Here is an 18,686-nt window from a genome sequence, read left to right as displayed (position 1 = left end):
GGGGAGAGGGACAGAATGACTATTTTGAGAAAGGCGATCGCTCTTTCCGCGAGCTTCGTGCTCGCAGGATGCGGAATGCTGAGCGGCCAGCCCGCGCCATGGGAACCGGATCCGGTTATTCGCGGCGTCAGCTATATCGGCGTGACCGTGGACGATCTCGACGCGGCCGAAGCCTATTATCGGGACTCCGTGTCAGCCGAGACGCTCGACGACAGCAGTTTGGCGGCGGGCAATGCGCTGGCGAGCCTGCCGGGCGCCGGCGATGGAGCGATCGAAACGCGACTGCTGCGCAGGACCAACACCCAGTTGCGCCTGATGGCCTTTACTGGGCGCTCACGCGAGGGCGCAGCTGCATCCGCAGTGCCGGTGCAAGGCCCCGGCATCGCCCATATATGCTTTCAGGTCGCCCAGGAAACTAACGTCTATGCACGCATTCTCGCGGCCGGCGCTACACCGATCGGACATGAGGACCTTGTCCAGCTCAACGACGAGAACCCGGTCCGCTACGGCTATGTCACGGACCCCAGCGGGATCATCACCGAGATCGAAGAGGTTGATCTCGCGGCCCTGGCCCTGCCCGAGCCGCCGAGAAACGACTATCGCGTGCGGCATGTTTCGCTGGCCACCCCCGACCTCGATCGCATGATCGATTTCTATTCGGCCTTTCTCGGCGGGCAGGAGCCGCGCCATGTCGGCTGGCTCCGGGCCGTTTCGGGCGAGACCATAGACATGGTGTCGGGCCTCGCGGGCAGCGAGCTGGAAATGGCTTGGTTCCAGCTGCGCAACCTCGAAATCGAGATTTTCCAATATCATAGCCACCCTACCGAGCGGCCGTCTGAACCCCGGCCGCTGGACGCACCCGGTTACAACATGATCGTGTTCGATGTTTCGGACATCGACGCCGCGCGTGAGCGCCTGGTAGACGCGGGCGGCGAGATCGTTACCGAAGCGGCGCCGCTCGACGGCGGGGAGATAATCTTCGGCCGCGATCCGGACGGCAATCTGATCGGTCTGCAAACGCTTCCGGCGGATTCGGTCTTTTCGGCGCAGAACTTCCCGGACAACGGAACATAGGAATCATGATGTTCGATCTTGCGGGCAAGGTCGCCCTCGTAACGGGCGGCAATGGCGGACTGGGCCTTGCCTATGGCCGAGGCCTCGTGAAATGCGGCGCCAAGGTCGCGCTCTGGGGGCGGAATGCCGACAAGAATCAGGGCGCCGCTGAAGAATTGCGGGCGATGGGTGGCGACGCCGAGGCTTTCGCATGCGACGTTACCGACGAAAGCCAGATCGCCGAGGCATTCACGCAGACGATCACGCGCTTCGGCCAGGTCGACAGTTGCTTCGCCAATGCGGGGGGCGGCGGATTTCGCGGCATGTCCCACCTGACCGATCGGGAGACCTGGTTGCGCACCATCGATCTCAATCTGATGAGCGTGGTGCAGACCTGGCGGCCCGTTACCGAGCATCTTCTCGCGCGGCAATCGGGCGGGCGGCTCGTCGTCACGTCCTCGGTCGCCGCACTGATGGGAACGGGCGGAGCCGCCGGTTATTCGACCACCAAGGCGGCGGTGCGCGGCCTCGTACAGGCGCTCGCCGTGGAGCTCGGCCAAGCGGGAATCCGCGTGAACGCGATCCTGCCCGGCTTTATCGAGACCGAAATGTCGACGGACACGCCGCAGGAATTCCAGGACGCCTGCCGCAGACGATCGGTCATCGGCCGGATCGGCGTACTCGAAGATATGGAAGGCGTGGCCGTGTTTCTCGCCTCCGACCATAGCGATTTTATGACCGGCCAGAGCATTGTGCTCGATGGCGGGCACACGATTTTCCCGATGTAACCGATGACGAGCGATACCCCGCACTCTGTCGATCGTCCCGCGAAACAAGGCGGCGCCAGCCTATGATCTTCTCCAAAATCGCGCATTGGATTTATATCGTCCTGCTGCTGCTTATCGGCCTGCTCTTGACCGTGCCCGGCGGATTTCTCGTCTATCTCGGCGGCAGCCCCTATTACGTCCTGGCCGGCATCGCGACACTTACCACTGCCGTGCTGATGATCCGGCGCAAACCGTCTGCCATCGCGGTTTACAGTACCATTCTCGCCCTCACTGTCATCTGGTCGCTGTTCGAGGCGGGCTTCGATTTCCTCGCGCTTCTACCGCGCATCGCAGCTTGGCTGGTCCTCGGCCTGTGGTTCCTCACCCCATGGTACCGCCAGTCGCTCGCGCGTGGAGGGGATGATGCCGATAGCGAGCCCAAAACCCCCAATCGCTGGTTTGTCGGCGGCCCAAGCCTCGCCGCAGTCGCCCTGCTGCTGATCGCCAGCCTGCAGGGCTATGTCCAGAATGGCACCGGTACGGTGCGCGACGGCGAGCCGGAACAACTCACCACGGATTGGCCGCATTATGGCAACACGGCCGGCGGCACGCGCTTCGCCGCGATCGAACAGATCAACACGGAAACGGTCGGCGATCTGCGGGAAATCTGGCGCTACCGCACGGGTGTCGAGGAAGATTTCAAAGCGACACCACTTGCGATCGGCGACCGGCTTTATCTCTGCGCGGCTCTCAACGTGATGATCGCGCTCGACGCGGAAACCGGCGAAGAGGTGTGGCGGCACACGCCCGACATCACCCCGCCCGACAATCATCAATATGCGATCACCTGCCGCGGCGTCGCCTATCACCAAGCACCGGAAGATTATGAAGGCCAGTGTCCGACCCGGATCGTGACTGCCACAGTGGATGCCAGCCTGATTGCCGTCGATGCTGAAACCGGCGAACCGTGCGAGGATTTCGGCGCGAACGGCATCGTCAATCTGCGCGAGGGCATGGGCGAGCATCTGCGCAAGGAATATTACCATACCTCGCCCCCGCTGGTCGCCGGCGACAATCTGGTGGTCGGCGGCCTCGTCCTCGATTCGCAGGATCTCGGCCTGCCGTCCGGCGTCGTGCGCGCCTTCGATGCCATGAGCGGCGAACTCGCATGGGCGTGGGATCTGGGCAACCCGGACAATCGCGGCGCACCCGAAGAGGGCGAGACTTATACGCCCGGCACGCCTAATGTCTGGTCGATCATGAGCTACGATCCCGAGCTCGACCTGATCTATGCGCCGACCGGCAATGCCAATCCTGACTATTTCGGCGGCGCGCGGCGACCGTTCGACGATGAATGGTCCTCCGCGATCGTCGCCATCGACGGTAGCACCGGCGAGGCGCGCTGGCGCTTCCAGACCGTGCATCACGATATCTGGGATTACGATCTTCCCGCGCAGCCGGTTCTGGTCGATGTGACCCGCGACGGCGAGCGCGTCCCGTCCGTCGTCGTCCCGACGAAAATGGGCGAGATATTCCTGCTCGACCGGCGCGACGGAACGCCGGTCTTCCCGATCGAGGAACGCCCCGTTCCGCAGGACCCCGAAATCGGCGAATATCTGTCGCCGACCCAGCCCTTCTCGTCCTTACCCAATTTCCATCCCTATCGGCATGAGCGGGACATGTGGGGCCTTACGCCGATCGACCAGATGGTCTGCCGGATCGAATATCGCATGATGCGCTACGAAGGGATGTACACGCCACCGACGCGCGGCGGTACGTTGATCGCTCCCGGGAATTTCGGCGGTTTCAACTGGGGCAGCGTCTCGGTCGATGCGGACAATGGCCTGCTCGTTGCCGCCCCGATGCTGCTCGCGCACCGGCTGCTACTCATCACGCCCGAGCAGATCGCCGAAGCGGGGCCGCGCGGTGCACTGCTCCTCGGCGAGCAGCATCCGGCCGTGCGGATGGACGAGGATGCGCCGATGCCTGAACCGCGCGAACCGCGGGCCGACGATCCTTATGACCATGCGCGGATCCGCTATTTCGGTCTGCCTATGCCGTTCATGTCGCGGCTGGGGACCATGACCCCCTGTTTCGAACCGCCCTGGTCGCGGATCGCAGTCATCGATCTCAACACCCAGGAACTACTGTGGAGCCGCCCGGTCGGCAGCATGCGCGATTCCGGGCCGTTCAACATGCGGCTCGGCCTGCCTTTCCAGGTCGGCACCGCGGTCCGCGCCGGTACCATGACGACCCGCGGCGGGCTCACCTTTATCAGCTCGACCATGGACCGGACCGTGCGCGCCTTCGATCTGCGGACGGGCGAAGTGCGCTGGTCAGCCGACTTGCCAGGCCATGGCCAGGCGACGCCGATGACATACGTTTCGGAACGGTCCGGCCGCCAGATTCTGATCGTCACCGTCCCCAATCCCAGTTGGCGCTATCCACGCGATCCGGCGACGGGCGAATATCTCGATTCCCAGAGCATCCGCGATGGTGAGGGCGGGTATGTGATCGCCTATGCCTTGGATGACGTGAACGAATCGCAATAATGGCGGACGCGAAGCACTAACTCGAACCAAGACGGATCTGTGTGACAGAATGCCTGCTTGATCGCGGGTAACGCTTTCGCGCGGTGCGTCTTCCAACTTTGCGATGTATGGAAATTTTGCGGTGGAGAGCTGCGCAGATGCGGTCGGAAGCCGAGGTTTGCTGGTAGCAGAAGAGGGTGGGCTGGTCACAAAATCTCGACAAGTAAACGAGAACTTTGCTCTGACGGCTCGTTACAGCTAGCGTTTCACTATGTCACCGCCGATTGAGCAACCTGTGACTTCGCCATGCCAAGCCGTGTGCCGCTTGTCGCAAGACGGATCGATCTGCATTGGGTGCGGACGTACACTCGACGAAATCGGTCGTTGGTCGCAGGCCGGTTTGGCCGAGCAACAGGAAATCGCCCGACTGGCAGCCGTACGCCTTGCCCTGAGGGAGAAAACATAATCGGGCCGGTGTTGATTCTCGGTGGAGCTCGGTCCGGAAAGAGCCGTCATGCGCTAGAGCTTGCGAAAAAAATGCCTGCTCCGTACGTATTTGTGGCTACCGCCGAAGCGCATGATGCTGAAATGAAGGAAAGAATATGCCGTCATCGCTCCGAACGCGGCAGTGAATGGCGAACGATCGAGGCTCCCATCGCGTTGGCAGACGCGATTGACCAAGCGCCAACAGCCACCGTCTTGATCGATTGCTGCACAATCTGGCTGTCCAACATCATGCTCGCGGGGCGGGATACAGATGGCGATATGAAAAGGCTCATTGCAGCTATTCGCGGCTCCGCCAATCCGATCGTCATGGTAAGCAACGAGGTCGGTTACGGCATAGTCCCGGATACGCCGCTGGGTCGGCGCTTCCGCGATGTCCATGGACGCATGAACCAACGTCTTGCCGAGATAAGCGAAACAGTCGAACTGGTCGTTGCTGGGATTCCGCTCCGCATCAAAGGCTGAGTGCTGCACGAAGGCGGGCCAAGGAGCGGTCGGTTCCGGGCAGGCCGATGCGAACATGATGTAGATCTCCGGCGAACCGTCGGATTGCAATGCCCTGTTCCGCAAGTTGCCGCCACAACAACCCGGCATCTGAAGTAAACGCAAATCGAAACAGGTCGGTGCCGCCAATGTCTCGAAGTTCGGTCGATGCCAACATTTCACGCAAAGAGAGCGATGCGTCGCGAAGCCGTTCACGGGTCGCTTCTTGCCAGTCACGATCCCTATATGCGGCAGCGCCCACGCTGAGCGCGGGTCCCGAAACATCCCAGTCGCCAAGCCGCGCATCGAGCCGTTCCAACAGCCCGGACGGCGCGAGCACCGCGCCGAGGCGGATGCCGGCCAGGCCGAAGAACTTGCCAAAGGAGCGAAGAACGACAAGGCCTTCCTTTCCAGCGGCTGCCGCCATGCTCCTTTTCGGTTCGAGATCGGCATAAGCCTCGTCAACGATCAGCCAACCATTCCGTGCGGCGAGGGTTTCACGTGCAGCCTCGATCCGATCCAGCGGCCATCGATACCCGTCCGGATTGTTGGGATTGACGATCACGATCGCATCCACTTCACTGGCCATGGCGAGCGGCTCCGATACCGACAGGATCTCGGCCCCGGCCGCGCCCCAAGCCAAAGCATGATCGATATAACTCGGCGTGCGCAGCGCTACCCGGCGCGCGCCGAGGACCGCAGGTAACTGCCGGATGACGATCTCGGTTCCCGCAACGGCTCGGCATACTGCCGGATCGCAACCAAAGGTCGATACCATAGATCGCTCGCAAGCGTCGCGCGCCGAAGCCGTCGGCAGGCGTTCCCATGCGTCTTGCGCGATCGCCGGCAACGGATAGGTAAATGGACTGATCCCGGTCGAAAGGTCGATCCAGGGCAGGGGGGCATCCGGAAACGCTCTGGCCATCGCGTTGATCCGGCCGCCATGCCCGGTGATCAGGTCATCTTCTGTCATAGAAATAGCGTCAAACCGGCGATTGCGAGCAGGAGGGCAATCATGAAGACGACCCGGCGGTATAACGACAGACCCGATGCAAGGTCCGTCATCGCAGGATCGCGCGCGCCTTCATTCAGCCAAGGGTCACCCGTCATTCCGTCACCATAGCAGCGCGGCCCCGAAAGACGCACATTGAGTGCGCCCGCCATCGCGGCCTCGGGCCAGCCGGCGTTCGGCGAGCGATGCTTGCCGGCGTCGCGCGCCATGGTCCAAAATGCGTGTGAGGAGCGCGCACAAAGGGCGAACAACAGCCCCGTAAGGCGTGCAGGGATGAGGTTGGCGATATCATCGAGCATCGCCGCTGCCTTGCCGAATGCTTCGTAGCGCTCGTTTTTGTGGCCGATCATCGAGTCGAGCGTATTGATCGCCTTATAGGCGAACAGGCCCGGAAGCCCGAGCAAAGCCCCCCAGAAAAGTGGCGCGGTCACGCCATCGGAGGCGTTCTCGGCAAGGCTTTCGATCGCAGCGCGCGCGACGCCCGCTTCATCAAGCGAGGCTGTTTCGCGACCGACGATATCCCCGAGCGCGTTGCGTGCGGCCTCAAGTCCTTCATTTGCGAACCCCGTGCAGACGGCCGAGACATGTTCGTGCAGCGAGCGTGCGGCAATCAAGCTCCATGCTACCAGAACCGCAAGCGCGAAACCCGCGATCCCGTCTGGCAAAAGACGAGCGAGAGCCACTCCAATAGTTCCCGCCAATGCCACCAGCACGAGTGCGGCGACAGCGCCCAAGGCGATCCGCGCATATCTTGGAAACTGATCGTGGTTGGTTAGCTGTTCGGCTTGCGAAACCAGCCAACCGAACCAGCGTACCGGATGGCCGATCCGCCGATCGAGGGCGTCAGGCCATGTGAAAAACACTTCCAACGCCAATGCGGCCAGCATGATCCAAAGCGCCATCATCGCGCCAGCGCGAACAGAGCATCGATATCGAGCGCCTCTTCCACTCCGTCAGCGAGTTCGTCGAGCGCGCGCTCGACGCCGTGTTCGTAGTCCAACGTGCTTGTCCAGCCTTTCCTGAGACTGCCCAGCCACCGTGTTCGAAAGGCATCGCTGGCGAAAACGCCATGGAGATAGGTCCCGATCAACCGCCCGCCGGCGCCGATGGCGCCATCGGGTTCGCCGCTATCCAATCTACAAAAGGGCTTGGCGAGCGCTCTCCCATGCGAACGTCCTGTATGGATCTCGTATCCTCTGACGGAATCTCCATGCGCAAGCGTTGTCCCCCGGGCTGGTCGGACGCATTTTTCCCCGCTCATCGTGGTGACCATGTCGAACAGTCCCAACCCCTCGGCGCTGCCTCGCGCGCCATCCGCGCCATCGAGATCCTCGACCCGCGTGCCGAGAAGCTGAAAACCTCCGCACAGACCGATGATGTGCGCTCCAGACCGATAGGCTGCGATAACATCATGATCCCATCCTTCCGCGCGGAGCATCGCGAGATCGGCAATGGTGGATTTCGTGCCCGTGACGACGACTGCATCCGCGTCGCGTGGCAAGGCTTGGCCCGGCGGTATGAAGCGGACCTCGACCTTATTTTCGGCGCGTAACGGATCAAGATCGTCGAAATTGCTGATCCGCGACAGCATGGGTACGGCAACAAGAATATCGCCGCTCGCGCTTTGCCGAAGATCGAGCACGACAGCGTCTTCGGCTGGCAGGCGCGCAGCACATGACAGCCAGGGCACGACGCCGAAACAGGGCCAGCCCGTCTTGCGCTCGAGAAAATCTATGCCATCCGAAAACAAAGCCATGTCGCCGCGAAAACGGTTGATTGCAAATCCGGCGATCATCGCCGCGTCTTCGGGTGCGATAACCGCCTTTGTTCCGACGATCGATGCAATCACGCCGCCACGATCGATATCGCCGACAAGCACGACCGGAACGTCCGCCGCCCGCGCGAAACCCATATTGGCGATGTCGCCCCGGCGTAGATTAACCTCGGATGGGCTCCCGGCTCCTTCCACAATAACGAGGTCGTACGTTTCGCGAAGCCGCTCAAATGCATCCAGAACATGCGGAAGCAGACTGCCGCGCTCGGCCATGTAGCGCGCTGCCTCTGCCCGCCGCAGCGCGAAGCCATTGAGAATGATTTGGGCGCAGCGATCGGTTTCGGGTTTCAGGAGCACCGGATTCATGTCCGTGGTCGGATCGAGGCCCGCCGCCCGCGCCTGCAGCGCTTGAGCACGCCCGATCTCACCACCGCCGGGGCAGGCGGCAGCATTGTTCGACATGTTCTGCGGCTTGAATGGGGCCACGCGAATGCCGCGCTTTCGAGCAATCCGGCACAATGCGGCCACGAGCAGCGATTTGCCGACATCGGAGCCAGTGCCTTGCAACATCAGTGCGCCGGACATCATAGCCTTTCTATGCGGGACCGGAGATATCGAGCCGCACGGCGCTTCCCTCTCTGCGCACCTCCGCGTTAACGCCGAATACTGCGTCCAGACGATCGGTGGAGAAGGTGTCGAGCGGTGAGCCCTCGGCGACAATCCGCCCCTCCTTCATCCACAAGACATGATCGGCATATCGCGCTGCAAGGGCAAGATCGTGCACGACGGTCAACACGCCGCGTCCTTCGGCGGCGACTTTGCGGAATATCCGCATGGCTTCATGCTGGAAACGCGGATCGAGGGCTGCCACCGGCTCGTCGGCGACGATCAGCGGTGTCTCGCCAGCCAGCGCGCGGGCCAGATGCACCCGCGACAATTCGCCGCCCGACAGAGTGTCAGCCGCGCGTTCCTCAAAACCCTCAAGGCTGCAGGACGCGATGGCCTGATTGACAGCCGCTGAATCGGTGGCCGATAGCCGACCGGGCGCCGCGCCGTAAGCGAACCGGCCGAGAGCGACGATATCACGTACTGGCTGGGGCCAGACGAGCGGCCGCATTTGCGGCAAGTAGGCGATCTGGCGGGCCCGCGCCACCGGCGTCAGTTCGGTTACCGACAAACCGTCGATCAGCGCCGTGCCGTCATCGGCAGCGAGGAGGCCGAGCGCCAGACGAAGCAGCGTTGTCTTGCCCGAGCCGTTTGGTCCGATCAGCGCGGTCACCATACCGCGCTCCAAATCGAAACTCGCATCCGCTACGAGGTGACGATCTTCGACCGCATAGCTGAGGACTTCGGCTCTGAGCAGACTCACGCCAACCTCCTCCTTGCCGCGATCCAGACGAAAATCGGGGCGCCGATTAGCGAGGCGACGACCCCGAGCTTCAATTCAGAATCGGTCGGAAGGAGCCGAACGCCGATATCGGCAACGACGAGTATGAACGCGCCAAGCAGCGCTGAGGGAACCAGCAGTCGCGCCGGATCGTAACGCAGAAAAGGTCGAACGATATGCGGCGCTACGATGCCGACAAAACCGATCGAGCCAGCTATCGCGACAGCGGCACCGGTTGCAAGGCCCGCACCGAGGATGATCGCAAGACGCTGCTTCTTCAAATTGAGACCCAATCCTTCGGCTGCCTCATCACCGAGAGACAGCGCAGCGAGGCCGCGTCCCGCCGCGAGCAGGATCGCGACGCCCGCGACAAGAAACGGCGCAGCGAAGGCGAGGTTTTCGAAACTGCGATTGGCGACCGTCCCGAGCATCCAGTTGACCATATCGGCGAGGCTGAAGGGATTGGGCGCGAGGTTCATCAGAAGCGCCATGACCGCCACCGAAAAGCTCGATAGACCGACGCCGATCAGGATCAGCGTGACCACCGAACGTGTTCGCAGAGCAGCGGCAGCGACCAGCAGCGTCGCGATCAGCGCGCCGCCGACCGCCGCTAACGGAAGGACGAGCGGCCCTGCGGTCGCAATACCAAAATAGATCGTGAATGTGGCGAACAGCGCTGCCGTAGCGGACACACCGAGAATGCCGGGTTCAGCGAGCGGGTTGCGCAAAAGGCCCTGTAATGCGGCGCCGCTCATGCCCAATGCCGCACCAACCAGAGCAGCCGCCAGCGCGCGCGGGAGCCGGATTTGCCAGACGACAAGCATGTCTCCTGGTACGGCTTGTCCCGCGAGCGCAGCAATCACTCTATCCAGCGGCAGAGAAACGGAGCCGATCAGCAAAGCAAGTAAAATGGCGGCCAGCAGTGCAGCGCCGATGAGAGCGTTGATCCGAAGTGTCACTGTGCGGATTCCCACTGGGCGAGCGCTTCGACCGCATCGATGAGGAACCAGCCGCCGCACGATGTCCATGCCCCTTCGATTGGCACGACAGGCAATTGTTCAATCTGCGCCTGGGCGACAGGATGCTGCGCCGCGCTCCAACTATCGACATGATTGGTGGCACCAAAAAAGGCCAGTGCGATGAGGGCCGGACGATCATAGGCGAGCCGCTCGAGAGGGATCGGATTCCAGCCCGGTCGATCCTGGAAATTTGTAACGCCAGCAGCCAGCAATAACTCATGTACCAACGTGCCTTCGCCCGTCGTCACGCCCGCTGATGTCATATAGAGCGTTGCAGCTGGCGTGCCGCGCCGCTCCGAAATCGCCGCGAGCCGGCGGTCCATCTCGGTTGCGACGCGCTGTGCGGTGTCCGCAGATCCAAGCTCCGCGCCGACGCGAAGCACCTCTTCCCTTACTTCACCGATTGTTTGCGGGAAACCGATCTGAACTACCCGTACCCCCGAGCGTTCCATGAAATCCGTCACGCCCGGTCCGCCACCATAGGATCGCACGACGAGATCGGGCTGCAATGCCAGAACGTCTGCGGTGCGCGGGCGAACTGTCGGAAGGCCGGTCGCCGCTTCCCGCATATAAGAAAAGCGTTTTGCTGCATCTGGAGAAAGGGCCAATATATCCTCGCGATCGGCGAAGCGAAGGACATATTGGTCGGCGCAATAATCGAGACTTACGATCCGCTGCGCATCGCCGCGCTCGGGCTGCCGCGCCTCAGTACAGGCGTGGAGCAGGAGCGCGGCGAGCGCCACGGCAATTGCGCCCCAAGGTTTCACATCCGGAACCGCAGACCCCCGAACACAGCGCGTCCGGGCTGTCCATAACGAAAGATCGTTTCATATTCCGCATCGAACAGATTCTCTATGCGTCCAAAGATTTCGATACTTTCGGTGATACCGTAGCTCGCTCTTACATCGGCAACAACATAGCCATCTAGTGCACGAGTGTTCGAAGCGTTGTCAAAGCTGTCACCAACCATCAGGATCGTCATCCCCAAGCCAAGCCCGTTCGTCATCCTGTAGTCCGCGACAAGACTCACCGTGTTCTTGGCGCGCCGCGCAAGCCGATTGCCGGTTGTCTCGTCAAAAGCGTCGATAATCGTGTAGTTGAGCGCAACGTCGAATCCGTCCACCGGTCTCAAGGCCAAGCCGAATTCCCAGCCGTCTGCGCTCGCCAGCGCGATGTTGTCGTACGTTCCAAAAGGCGGATTGGCGACTTGGCAGGGCGGAAGGGGATTCTGGAAACAGGATACGAAAGCAATTAAGTTCTCGGAATCACGCTCGAAATAGGTCACGCCAACCTGTGCTCGGCCATCGAGAAAGCTGTGCGTGACACCAACATCCCAGCTTTCGGACTCTTCTGGCAGAAGCGCGGTGTTGCCAAAATCGCTGAACAGCTGAAACAATGCGGGTGCCTTGAAACCCTCGCCGAAACTCGCCCGCAGCACGGTATCGCCACCGTTTGGCGAATAGGCTCCGCTCGCTGCGAAGGTTGTCTCCCCACCATAGGTTTCGTGATCGTCGTATCGAATACCGCCGGTCAAAGAGAGGCCGTCTAAGGGGGTCAGGTTGAGCTGGCTATATACGGAATTGATCCATACATCATCGCCAGTTGCGGGCGCGCCGAAGCTTGAGCTGCGATATTCCGACTCTTCGCGTTCCGCACCGAAAACAAGCTCGGCGAATTCTGCGGCATCAAACACGCCCTGATATTCGAAACGGCGATTCTCGCCATTGGCATCGAAGGTCTCCGTTTCCGTCCCGCCGGTAAAATCGACGTTGCGCCGGTCGATATTTGTGTAGGCAAAGCCGAGGCGGTTACGAAAGCGACCGTCCAGGAAAGAGGCATTGATCCCGACATATCCCACGAAATCCTCGCGGTAAGAAACCTCTGGCGTGTCGGCGAAGGCGAATAAAGGTGGCGGAAAACCGTCAATATCTGTTTCGCTATCGGCATAGAAGCCGCGCAGGTCGAGCGAAACATTGTCGGTAATGGCGATGTCGAGCGTGCCGTTGAAGCCCAGGCTTTCGAAACCGTCCCGCTCGGTGCCGCCGCGCGCCTCGCTGAACGCGGATATGCCGTCCGTCCGCAGATAGGTCGTGCCAATGCTGGCTCCGACGGGCCCAAGGCGCCCCGACACGTTGCCGACAAACTGTGCGGTATCGCGCCCGCCATATTCCGCGCGGGCGAAGACGCCAAGCTCCTCGGTCGGCTCACGGGTGATCAGGTTGACCACGCCGCCGATCGCCTGGCTGCCATACAGGACGGATTGCGAGCCGCGAACGACCTCGACCCGGGCGATGTTGCCGGTGAGCAAAGGTCCGAAATTAAAGCCGCCCCCGGGCGAGGCGGGGTCATTGAGTTTTATTCCGTCGATCAGGACCACGGTCTGGTCGCTCTCCGCACCGCGAATCGAAACACCGGCATTCGTTCCGATCCCGCCATTCCGGTTGAAGGTGACCCCCGGAATCGTCCGCAGGATATCGATCGCGTCGCTCGGCTGGCGATTGACGATTTCTTCTTCGTCGACGACCGTTACGGACTCGCCGACCTGCGAAATGGCGCGCGCCGTGCGGTTGGCCGTGACCACGATAATCTCCGAACGGTTTTCCTGATCTGCCCGGAGATCGGCTGACTGCGCATAGGCGGAAGTTGCCGACAGTGCGGAAAATGACACTGCGGCAAGAAGAATAGGTACAGACTTCATAATATATATCCAAAGTGCAGCCTGGCGGAGGTCCCGGGTTCCGCAAGGCATGACAGTTCGGGCCCCGCTCCACCGCACGAAACGGCGAGCGCCGGCAACCGGCCCTTGTTGCTGTCGTTACTTCGGAAAAGCGTGTTTCCTGTCCCGCTGGCTGGACCCGGCCTCGGACGAACGACGCGACGGCAGGTTTCCTGGCTTGCCGATCATCGCCTGCGAACCGTCTTCCCGGCTTGGTCCGAACGGGACCTTTGCCAGTGACTATGATTGGTTCGAGGCTCCTGGCTCACAGTTGCGGGCACAGCGCCGGTTTCGCACCGGCTTCCCTCTTAGCTCCAAGCGCGTTCGCACCTGCAGCACCGTCTGCCAGCGCTCATGCTTTCAGCGGACTGGCTTGTCAATATTCTTGGTTCAGAAGTCGATGCCTTGCTGGGCACGAATTCCGGCATGGAAAGCATGCTTGTTTTCGGTCATCTCGGTGACGGTATCTGCATATTCGATCAGTTCCAGTTTCGCATCGCGTCCGGTCAGGATGACGTGTGTCGGCCCACGCTGCTCCAGGGCGTCGATCACCGCCGATGTGTCGAGATAATCGTAGCGCATCGCTATGTGGACTTCATCGAGCACGATGAGCGCATATTCACCGCTGGCAATCAATTCCTGCGCCTTGCCCAATGCTTTTTCAGCCGCTTCTATGTCCCGTTTTCGGTCTTGTGTGTCCCATGTGAACCCGTCACCCATGACATGCCAGTCGATAAGATCGGGGAAACGGGTGAAGAATTGCTTCTCCCCGGTTTTCCACTTGCCCTTGATGAACTGAACCACGGCGACCTTTTTTCCCCAGCCGAGTGCCCGAGCGATGACACCGAAGGCAGAACTCGATTTTCCTTTGCCGTTCCCGGTATGGACCAGCACCAGTCCGCGCTCGGGATCACGAAGCTCGCGCCTGCGCTCCGCCTGAGCCTGTTGTAGCTTGCGCATTTTGGCCTTGTGTGTGTCTGGGGTTGAGCTACTCATCTTCCTACTTTCGGTTCGATAGCTAGAAATTCGCCATAGCCCAGCATTAGCTCAAATGCATTCGTTTGCCCGAGAGCTGCATTGGCGCACCGGACCACGCCAAGATGAGTAACGCAGAGAATATTCCCTTTCGCGTTAGCATAGTCTTCGAGATATGCCCGCACGCGATGTGTCATCTCCCGAACCGTCTCGCCGTCATGCGGCCGAGCTCCTCGGACGTCTGCCGCCCAAAGGTCGATCTCATGACGTGGAATTTGATCCCAAGCTCGCATTTCCCATTTACCGAAATCGAGTTCGAGAAGGCGTGGCTCACGCCGAACGTCGAGACCCAGCACCATGCCGATTTGGTCGGCGAGGGTCGCACAGCGCGCAAGCGGACTCGTATGGATATCGCTGATAGGACGGGGCAGCGAGGCAATTAGCTTTGCCAGCCTGGCATCATCGACACTGCGCGCGGCAATGTCCGATCGGCCATAGCAGATCCCGGGCTCGACTTCAGGCGCGTTGTGACGGAGCAGGATCAGAGCCACGCGATGATCGCGAGATAGATGCCGAGCTCCGAAAGCTGCTGGACCGCGCCGAGGCAGTCGCCGGTGTAGCCGCCGAGCTTCCTCTCGAACAATAGGCGCGTAGCAACATGCCCCAGTATCAGTCCAGCCAAGGCGACAAGAGCGAGACCGCCCGACATCGCCAAGGCGAAAGCAACGAACGCAATGATGCCCGTTACCATTGCCACCGCTAGCGCGCCGCGCGAAATGCCCCACGCGACAGGTTTTGCCGCCCCTTCCTCTCGCACATAGCGACTGGTGGCAATCGCGACGACGGCCGACAAGCGAGAGAGACCATGGGCGAGCGGCAATACCGCGATCGCAAGCAAGAAAGGCATGGAAGCCAGTGCCGCAACCTTTAAGCCAAGCACGACGAACAGGGCGGAGGTGCCGAACGTCCCCAGCCGGCTGTCGCGCATTATTTCGAGCATATGCTCGCGGCTCGATGCGCCAAGGCCGTCGAACAGATCGGCAAGCCCATCTTCGTGGAAAGCGCCGGTTGCGAGAAGCGTTGCCGCCAGCGCGGCAAAGGCGGCGACGGTTTGTCCGGCCAGCCAGTTCCCGACGACATAGGCCGCGGCAGCGAGCGCGCCGATAATCAGACCGACTAGCGGATAATGGCGCGGCGCCTCAGCGAAATCGGCGTCGTCAAGCGCCAAACGCGGCAAAGGGATACGGGTCAGAAATATCCATGCAGCGCAAAAACGGGCGAAAGATCTGTTCATGAAGCGTCCGCGGTGCTGGTAGACACCCCGGCGTCGGCGAAACTCGCCATGTCGAAGAGCGACAAGGCAGCGCGCACGATTGGAACCGCGAGCAATGCTCCGGTTCCTTCGCCGAGGCGCATATCCATATCCAGTAGCGGTTCTGCCCCAAGCCAGTCGAGCAGAGCGCCATGACCATGTTCTACTGAACGGTGTGCGTAAATGAACGCACTGGCACAAGTGGGTTCTATGGCTCGTGCCAGCGCCGCCGCAGCAGTTGCGATAAATCCGTCGACCAAGACGATTCTTCTCGCGCCACCCGCGCCGATCATGGCGCCGGCCATCGTTCCTATCTCGAAGCCGCCCACCTCGGCCAAGGCCTCGATCGGCGTTAGCAGGCCGGTTCGTGCCGCGGCGCGTTCAAGTATTGTTTGTTTGTGTGCCAGACGCTCATTGTCGATTCCCGTTCCGCGGCCGACAAGATCGGCAACGGGTATCGCGCTCAGCTTGTGCGCCAGCAGCGTCGCAGCTGAACTGTTGGCGATGCCCATCTCGCCGAAGCAGGCGATGCCGTTCTCGATTGCCGCACCATAGGCGCGACCCTGCAGGACTGCCTTGTGCGCACATTCGACAGACATTGCTGGCTTGTGCGCGCTGTTCGCCGTGCCAGGCCCGAGACGCATGTCGACCAGACGATCTGCTGCTGGCGGTGGACGCGCCACCCCGCAATCGACAATCGTTACCGGCACACCAAGCTCTGCAGCCATCACATTCGCTGCCGCCCCGCCGGCCAGGAAATTGAGCACCATCTGCCCAGTGACTTCTTGGGGGAAGGCCGAAACACCCTCTTCGGCAATACCGTGATCCGCTGCGAAGATTGTTAGGGAAGCCGATGGCACTTTGCCGGTCCGGCCGAGAATGGAGGCAGCATGGACAGCCAGGTTTTCGAGCCGTCCGAGCGCGCCGATCGGCTTTGTCTTCGCGTCCAGAATTGCTTGGAGCTGCTTTGATCTCATATCTTAGTTCGTAGAGCGCCTAGCTTGCTATGCAACATTATGAGCGAATCCAGATCGTGGAAATGGTGACTGAGAAGGGAACGGATCGTCTGTGTCGGCTGGATCGAAAGCATGGTTTTCGATCAGGCCCAGCGCTAATTGCTGTTCGACCTCGAAAACTTGCGCGCGTCCCGACGGCAAACGTTATCGGAGCAATCGATGGAGCTGCTAACTCTCTACAAAACAATCGTGAATCTCGTGCGGAGGTGAGGAAGCGCTGGAGATGCATCGCGGGCCTCTGTTATCAGCCGAGTGCGTCCGCTTTCGACCAGAAGCCGACACGTTGTGATTGGCCGAAAGCGGCCTCATCACTAGGAAAAAGTTTGGCATGGCATTGAAGGTGGTATCTGGTGGATTGCAGTGGGAATATTCTTATTATGTCAATGCTTTAATCTGCAATTGCGAATTCCACTCTCTCCGCCAACTCATCTTGCTTGATAGCTCATGACCGCCCGCTGAGCACCCAGTTTTCTTGGTTTGTGCTGGTGCTCATATGCTACGGTAACGTCGATAATGATCGGTTTTGGTTCAAGGTATCAGGCTCAATTCCTTGGCTTTCTCCACTGCCTGGACCCGCTTGGTCACCTCCAACTTGCGGTAGATATTCCGGACGTGAAACTTGACCGTGTTGTCGGTGAGATCGAGGTCGCGCGCGATCTCTTTGTTGGATTGCCCATCGGCCAAACCCTGCAGGACCTCTTTCTCACGGACCGTGAAAAGCTCTTTAGAATAGGATGCCGTGAGCTTCCGGGCAAAATCCTTCACAACTACGCTTTGGTTTCCGCTAACAATCCGGTTGGCGGCCTCCCGCACGAGATCGGGTGTAACATCGCGGGTAAATGGTCTCGAACAGCCGATCCGCGCTGCATCTTCGATTGCGCTTGCCAGTGTTTGGATTGCCTCTTCGTCTCGCTGCATACGCACCAATAGCGAAGCTTTCAGAATCCTGCCTCTGACGCTTAAGAGGACGACATCGATCTGATTGACATCTTCCAAACCCTCTGCGACTTGACGTTGCGCTTCTTCATATCGGCCTGTTTCCAGTAGATAGCGCGCAAGTGCGTACGCGGCTGTGGTTCGGTGGAACCAACCATATTTGTCCAGTGTCTTTTCATCAGTATCAAGCCAGCCGCACACTTTTTTGAAGATCGGCCTAGCTTCGTCCAGGTTTTTGCGTGCAACAGCGCAATTTAGCCGCAGAAATTGCGCGAACTGCGCTACGCGTTCGTTGCCCAGTCTCTCATTACACTTTTTGAGTTTCTCTATAAGCTGCTCTGCTTCGTCGAACTCACTGCGGCAGATTTTGTCATGGATAATCGCGTCGAAACCGCTGCAGTAGATGTCAGCCCATGCGTCACCTTCCAACATGTTTAGAAGGGCGTGTTCGAGCTCATCAGGTGGAGTATCTTCAGTTTTGCTCTGCCAATAATTGATCGTTTGCAGAAAACTGTCGCAAATGAATTTCAGATTGCTCTGCTCGCCAGCGAATTGAATCACAGTATTCGCTGCATGTTGGAGATAGCGGCGCGCTTCATCCCAACGGTTTGTCCACAGGGCGATCGTACCGAAACCAAGCTGAGAATAGACAGGCGTAACGCCTACGATATCCTTGCAGTCGGCATAAGCTGCAGCGATCTGATCCCGAGCAATATCGAAATCGCCGTAAGCCAAACTATACATCGCAAGTGTGTTCCCGATCACGGCACAGAGAACCCGGGCCTCGGGATGTTCCTCTGCGTAGGTTGAGGCCTGATTGAGACGCTCTTTCAACCATCCGCCGCTTCTATCCGAGGCAATCTCGGCACGGGCGATGATCAGCGTTCCAACATGCAATCTATCTCGTAAGAGTTCGGGAGTGATTCCGTCCCTCTCGATTATGGCTTCAGCCAGGTTATGGTAGTGAAACGCCTTTTTTTGGTATCCTGCGAGCATACAGGCATAGCCCTTGGAGAAGAGCATGCGTGGATCTTTGGCGATCTCCTCCTCGGGAATATTCGCGAGGAGACCGTTGAGATAACCGACGCCGCCGAATCTTAGCGCCCGCATCCATTCGCAGTTATCGTTGATGATTTGTCTGCTGAGTTCATAGTCTTCGATGGCGTTGGCATAGTCGACGGCTTCGGCGATCATGCGGTGT

17 protein-coding genes and 1 riboswitch are annotated in these 18,686 nt (G+C 60.2%); of the genes, 5 read left to right on the top strand and 12 right to left on the bottom strand.

Going from position 1 to position 18,686, the window contains the following annotated elements; genetic code table 11:
* Positions 1 to 15 precede the first annotated feature (15 nt).
* From Q0974_RS14335 to cobU, 5 genes are all read left to right on the top strand, one after another.
* Positions 16 to 1,074: a VOC family protein gene (locus Q0974_RS14335; protein WP_299329057.1), complete on the top strand. Its 1,059-nt coding sequence runs from the start codon at positions 16 to 18 to the stop codon at positions 1,072 to 1,074.
* A 5-nt stretch (positions 1,075 to 1,079) separates the two neighbouring features.
* On the top strand, positions 1,080 to 1,841 hold the full coding sequence (locus Q0974_RS14330) for an SDR family NAD(P)-dependent oxidoreductase (RefSeq protein ID WP_299329056.1): 762 nt from the start codon (positions 1,080 to 1,082) through the stop codon (positions 1,839 to 1,841).
* Positions 1,842 to 1,903: 62 nt separating this feature from the next.
* Entirely contained in the window at positions 1,904 to 4,372 is a 2,469-nt protein-coding gene (locus tag Q0974_RS14325) for a membrane-bound PQQ-dependent dehydrogenase, glucose/quinate/shikimate family (RefSeq protein ID WP_299329055.1), read from the top strand.
* Between the two features lie 250 nt (positions 4,373 to 4,622).
* Positions 4,623 to 4,817 (top strand): DUF1289 domain-containing protein, encoded by a 195-nt coding sequence (locus tag Q0974_RS14320; RefSeq protein ID WP_299329053.1) that lies wholly within the window; start codon positions 4,623 to 4,625, stop codon positions 4,815 to 4,817.
* A gap of 8 nt (positions 4,818 to 4,825) precedes the next feature.
* Positions 4,826 to 5,320 carry a bifunctional adenosylcobinamide kinase/adenosylcobinamide-phosphate guanylyltransferase gene (cobU, locus tag Q0974_RS14315; protein ID WP_366943604.1) on the top strand — a complete coding sequence of 165 codons (495 nt, stop codon included), beginning with the start codon at positions 4,826 to 4,828 and terminating at the stop codon, positions 5,318 to 5,320.
* On the opposite strand, the gene cobD is transcribed toward cobU, so the two are convergent.
* The 12 genes from cobD to Q0974_RS14255 form a co-directional block, all read right to left on the bottom strand.
* Positions 5,310 to 6,311: a threonine-phosphate decarboxylase CobD gene (cobD, locus tag Q0974_RS14310; RefSeq protein WP_299329052.1), complete on the bottom strand. Its 1,002-nt coding sequence runs from the start codon at positions 6,309 to 6,311 to the stop codon at positions 5,310 to 5,312. The two genes, cobU and cobD, sit on opposite strands and share 11 nt — an antisense overlap.
* Positions 6,308 to 7,255, bottom strand: a complete 948-nt coding sequence (gene cbiB, locus Q0974_RS14305; RefSeq protein ID WP_299329050.1) for an adenosylcobinamide-phosphate synthase CbiB — start codon at positions 7,253 to 7,255, stop codon at positions 6,308 to 6,310. Before cbiB ends, cobD begins: the two co-directional genes overlap by 4 nt.
* Positions 7,252 to 8,712, bottom strand: a complete 1,461-nt coding sequence (locus tag Q0974_RS14300) for a cobyric acid synthase (RefSeq protein ID WP_299329048.1) — start codon at positions 8,710 to 8,712, stop codon at positions 7,252 to 7,254. The genes cbiB and Q0974_RS14300 overlap by 4 nt, the downstream gene beginning before the upstream one ends.
* A 7-nt stretch (positions 8,713 to 8,719) precedes the next feature.
* Positions 8,720 to 9,493 carry an ABC transporter ATP-binding protein gene (locus tag Q0974_RS14295; RefSeq protein WP_299329047.1) on the bottom strand — a complete coding sequence of 258 codons (774 nt, stop codon included), beginning with the start codon at positions 9,491 to 9,493 and terminating at the stop codon, positions 8,720 to 8,722.
* Positions 9,490 to 10,470, bottom strand: coding sequence for an iron ABC transporter permease (locus Q0974_RS14290; protein WP_299329046.1), 981 nt, complete (start codon positions 10,468 to 10,470; stop codon positions 9,490 to 9,492). The genes Q0974_RS14295 and Q0974_RS14290 overlap by 4 nt, the downstream gene beginning before the upstream one ends.
* Positions 10,467 to 11,297 carry an ABC transporter substrate-binding protein gene (locus Q0974_RS14285; RefSeq protein WP_299329044.1) on the bottom strand — a complete coding sequence of 277 codons (831 nt, stop codon included), beginning with the start codon at positions 11,295 to 11,297 and terminating at the stop codon, positions 10,467 to 10,469. Before Q0974_RS14285 ends, Q0974_RS14290 begins: the two co-directional genes overlap by 4 nt.
* Positions 11,294 to 13,228: a TonB-dependent siderophore receptor gene (locus tag Q0974_RS14280; protein ID WP_299329043.1), complete on the bottom strand. Its 1,935-nt coding sequence runs from the start codon at positions 13,226 to 13,228 to the stop codon at positions 11,294 to 11,296. The genes Q0974_RS14285 and Q0974_RS14280 overlap by 4 nt, the downstream gene beginning before the upstream one ends.
* 163 nt (positions 13,229 to 13,391) lie before the next feature.
* Positions 13,392 to 13,604: riboswitch (cobalamin riboswitch) on the bottom strand.
* Between the two features lie 32 nt (positions 13,605 to 13,636).
* Positions 13,637 to 14,242, bottom strand: a complete 606-nt coding sequence (gene cobO / locus Q0974_RS14275) for a cob(I)yrinic acid a,c-diamide adenosyltransferase (RefSeq protein WP_299329040.1) — start codon at positions 14,240 to 14,242, stop codon at positions 13,637 to 13,639.
* Positions 14,239 to 14,772 carry a histidine phosphatase family protein gene (locus Q0974_RS14270; protein WP_299329037.1) on the bottom strand — a complete coding sequence of 178 codons (534 nt, stop codon included), beginning with the start codon at positions 14,770 to 14,772 and terminating at the stop codon, positions 14,239 to 14,241. The genes cobO and Q0974_RS14270 overlap by 4 nt, the downstream gene beginning before the upstream one ends.
* Positions 14,763 to 15,515, bottom strand: coding sequence for an adenosylcobinamide-GDP ribazoletransferase (gene cobS, locus Q0974_RS14265; protein ID WP_299329034.1), 753 nt, complete (start codon positions 15,513 to 15,515; stop codon positions 14,763 to 14,765). The genes Q0974_RS14270 and cobS overlap by 10 nt, the downstream gene beginning before the upstream one ends.
* Complete coding sequence (cobT, locus tag Q0974_RS14260; protein WP_299329032.1) at positions 15,512 to 16,510, bottom strand: nicotinate-nucleotide--dimethylbenzimidazole phosphoribosyltransferase; 999 nt, start codon at positions 16,508 to 16,510, stop codon at positions 15,512 to 15,514. Before cobT ends, cobS begins: the two co-directional genes overlap by 4 nt.
* A 567-nt stretch (positions 16,511 to 17,077) precedes the next feature.
* Positions 17,078 to 18,686: helix-turn-helix transcriptional regulator (locus Q0974_RS14255; RefSeq protein ID WP_299329029.1), on the bottom strand; the 1,609-nt coding region annotated here is incomplete at its 5' end.

Origin of the sequence: Parasphingopyxis sp., assembly GCF_028279465.1 — a bacterium.
GTDB lineage: Bacteria > Pseudomonadota > Alphaproteobacteria > Sphingomonadales > Sphingomonadaceae > Parasphingopyxis.
Note: the sequence above shows the minus strand (reverse complement) of the source record. Positions and strands in the feature narration are given on the sequence as shown.

Coding starts and splice junctions, on each gene's coding strand:
- Q0974_RS14335 (WP_299329057.1), top strand. CDS start 16: ATGACTATTTTGAGAAAGGCGATCGCTCTTTCCGCGAGCTTCGTGCTC.
- Q0974_RS14330 (WP_299329056.1), top strand. CDS start 1,080: ATGATGTTCGATCTTGCGGGCAAGGTCGCCCTCGTAACGGGCGGCAAT.
- Q0974_RS14325 (WP_299329055.1), top strand. CDS start 1,904: ATGATCTTCTCCAAAATCGCGCATTGGATTTATATCGTCCTGCTGCTG.
- Q0974_RS14320 (WP_299329053.1), top strand. CDS start 4,623: ATGTCACCGCCGATTGAGCAACCTGTGACTTCGCCATGCCAAGCCGTG.
- cobD (WP_299329052.1), bottom strand. CDS start 6,311: ATGACAGAAGATGACCTGATCACCGGGCATGGCGGCCGGATCAACGCG.
- cbiB (WP_299329050.1), bottom strand. CDS start 7,255: ATGATGGCGCTTTGGATCATGCTGGCCGCATTGGCGTTGGAAGTGTTT.
- Q0974_RS14300 (WP_299329048.1), bottom strand. CDS start 8,712: ATGATGTCCGGCGCACTGATGTTGCAAGGCACTGGCTCCGATGTCGGC.
- Q0974_RS14280 (WP_299329043.1), bottom strand. CDS start 13,228: ATGAAGTCTGTACCTATTCTTCTTGCCGCAGTGTCATTTTCCGCACTG.
- cobO (WP_299329040.1), bottom strand. CDS start 14,242: ATGAGTAGCTCAACCCCAGACACACACAAGGCCAAAATGCGCAAGCTA.
- cobS (WP_299329034.1), bottom strand. CDS start 15,515: ATGAACAGATCTTTCGCCCGTTTTTGCGCTGCATGGATATTTCTGACC.
- cobT (WP_299329032.1), bottom strand. CDS start 16,510: ATGAGATCAAAGCAGCTCCAAGCAATTCTGGACGCGAAGACAAAGCCG.